Source organism: Moorena sp. SIO4A1 (assembly GCF_010672065.1).
Classification (GTDB): Bacteria; Cyanobacteriota; Cyanobacteriia; order Cyanobacteriales; family Coleofasciculaceae; genus Moorena.
Map to the genome: position 1 here is coordinate 1 of NZ_JAAHHX010000236.1, position 2,774 is coordinate 2,774.

3 protein-coding genes are annotated in these 2,774 nt (G+C 39.9%); 2 read left to right on the forward strand and 1 reads right to left on the reverse strand.

Translation table 11 applies throughout. From position 1 onward, the window contains the following. Both F6K53_RS36670 and F6K53_RS36675 read left to right on the forward strand, forming a co-directional pair. On the forward strand, window positions 1–728 hold a 728-nt coding region (locus F6K53_RS36670), incomplete at its 5' end, for a hypothetical protein (protein WP_293084427.1). A gap of 164 nt (window positions 729–892) precedes the next feature. After that, window positions 893–1,834: a glycosyltransferase family 2 protein gene (locus F6K53_RS36675; RefSeq protein WP_293084430.1), complete on the forward strand. Its 942-nt coding sequence runs from the start codon at window positions 893–895 to the stop codon at window positions 1,832–1,834. A 215-nt stretch (window positions 1,835–2,049) separates the two neighbouring features. On the opposite strand, the gene rpsU is transcribed toward F6K53_RS36675, so the two are convergent. After that, window positions 2,050–2,250, reverse strand: coding sequence for a 30S ribosomal protein S21 (rpsU, locus tag F6K53_RS36680; protein ID WP_070394310.1), 201 nt, complete (start codon window positions 2,248–2,250; stop codon window positions 2,050–2,052). Window positions 2,251–2,774 lie beyond the last annotated feature (524 nt).

A 2,774-nucleotide genomic window follows, 5' to 3' on the forward strand; every position in this document is an offset into this window, starting at 1 on the left:
TCTCTGAACGAATAAATCTTTTAAATTACCTCAAATATATTGGTTTATTAGATAAAAAAAGAATAGCAATAGTAGATATAGGTTGGAATGGAACAATGCAGTATTCTCTATCTACAATGCTCAAAAAAATGGAGAAAAATATAGAAATAAAGGGATACTACTTTGGAACACTTATACAGGCAAAAAAAAATCGTAAACAAGGAATGGATATGTCTAGTTATCTAATTGATTTAGGCAAGCCGAAATATTACAAAAATCTAGTAAAGCTATGCTTACCATTTTTGGAGTTTATCCATGCCGCTCCCCATGGCAGTGTTCATAATTATGCTTGTATAGGACAAGAGGTTAAGCCAGTAATTGATGAACATGACCTCAGCTTACAGGATATAAAAAAAGCTTTACTTATTCAAAAGGGTGCTTTAGAATTCATTAGTCAATACCAAAAATATATCCAAAACTATCCCTTCATTAAGCCCCTCAAAAAAATGGCAACTCAACCTTTGTATAGAGTTCTCAAAAATCCGACTCTTTATGAAGCAGAAAAATTAGGTGATATTGAGCATTCTGAAAGTTTTGGAAATATTAACGATAAACGGTATATTGCTAAACCTCCCACTGATATCCCCCTACTAGTATTGAGATTTGATAAATTATTCAGTTCATTCAAATCATCCTATTGGCGTAGGGGCTATATAAAGAGATTGTTAGCTAATATTTATTCCTTTTAGGACTTACGAATTTTAGTTGGTTTCCCTCCCCTAACCTCCCAAATATGGGGAGCAATGCTTAATCAGTCCCTGAAACTGGTTATTGTTTTGCAAAATTTTGCTAATCATAGGATTTCTAATCAGCAGAAAGTTTTCAGTTCACATATCATCAGGAGGATATAACCTTGAAACCCTTAGTTAGTGTCGTAATACCTACCTATCGCAGACCAAAATTAGTTAAACGAGCTGTTCAAAGCGCTCTGGCTCAAACCCTTAGTCAAATTGAAGTCATTGTTGTTATAGATGGTCCGAATGAAGCTACTTGTGCCTCACTTGCAGAAGTGGATGACTCCCGGCTCAGGGTGATTGAACTGCCCACCAATCAAGGTTGCACCGCCGCTCGGAGGGCGGGGATTGCTGCAGCTCAAGCCCCATGGATTGCTCATCTAGATGATGATGATGAATGGATGCCCGAAAAACTAGAACTGCAACTGGAAGCTGCTAATCGCTCCCAATACAAATACCCTATTGTCAGCTGTTACCTAATTGCTCGGACTCCCCAAGACGATTCCATTTGGCCGAGAAGAATTCCCTCTAAATCAGAACCAATGAGTGAATATCTGTTTGTTCGTAATACCTTCTTCCAGGGAGAAGCAGTAATTCAAGCTTCAACTATTTTTACATCCAAAGAGTTATTGCAAAAAATCCCCCCCAGAAGCAGCGGTGAGGTTCACGAAGATTGGGACTGGCTGTTACGGGCGACTACTTTGGAAGAGGTAGGAATTGAGTTTGTGACTGAACCATTGTCAGTGTGGTATTTAGGAGACAACCGTTCTAGTCTTAGTAGAACTACTAAATGGCGGAATTCATTAAACTGGATTCAAAAAGTACAAGACTTAGTCACACCCCGTGCTTACGCATCCTTTATCTTGACAGAGGTAAGTTCAAGAGCTGCCAATGCTTGTGAGTGGAAGGCATTTTTTCCCCTTCTCTGGGAAGCGATTCGCCGTGGCAAACCCCTACCTATGGATATAGGTTTGTACTTCGGTATGTGGCTACTCTCTCCCAATACTCGACGCTGGTTGCGAAATTTACTGACTAAGAATCCTCAGCCATTAACAACTTGAGCAAAAAATCAGATTACATCAAGTCCATTTTTGTCGTTTGTTATTTGTAGTGTTCATAATCTAAGGTTGTTTTGGATAATGGGTAACGGGAATAGGCAACGGGTAATAGGTAATGGTAAAGGAGTAATCACAATTGCCAATTACCCATTACCCAAGCCTTACAATAACGATGCTACCGGAGTGGATCTAAAAAATTAATATAGGAATCTACCCTGCTAGAACCGTCTTCTACGGTTTCGGAGTCTTCGACGTTCCCGATGTCTCGCAATTTCTTTACGTTTGCGTTTTTGTGCAAATGTCTCAAAATGACGATTCTTTTTCATATCAGCAAAGATGCCAGCTTGGGAGACTTTTCGCTTAAATCGACGTAGGGCTGATTCTAAGTGCTCATTTTCACCAACCACCACTTGGGTCATTCAATGTCCTCCTGTTTTGATCGCTTCCGTGGTCGAATAACAAGTCATCATTCATCCCATAAGAACAGGACAGGGCAAACCTCTGATTGACTGACAAAACTCCTACAACTGACGGAAGGTGTTGGCATCCGGCCAGTTTTTAAAACGAATGGCTCATATCTCAAGTCCGTTAAAAATCATAATATTGCACCTGGATAGCCTGCACTCGTCTATGGCAAGGAAATCCGAATTTAGCCTGCCAAAAGCAAGCTCTCAAATCCTTATTTTTTCCTTACTCCTTGTCAAGGGAACTGTGATGGTTTATTTCCACGCTTCAGCCTGCAGAGTTTGCTACAATATATCGCTTAAAACTGACTTTAGCTATGAGCCGTGGAATTAATGGCTTTGCTTAATAATGGAATGATTTGAAGAGTTTTGTGGAATGGGCATCTTGCCCCTTCTCAATATTTTCGGGCAGCCAGGATGCCGACCCCACTCATATTCATTCCTTGATTCAGCAATACCGAATTAATGATATTTTTGGT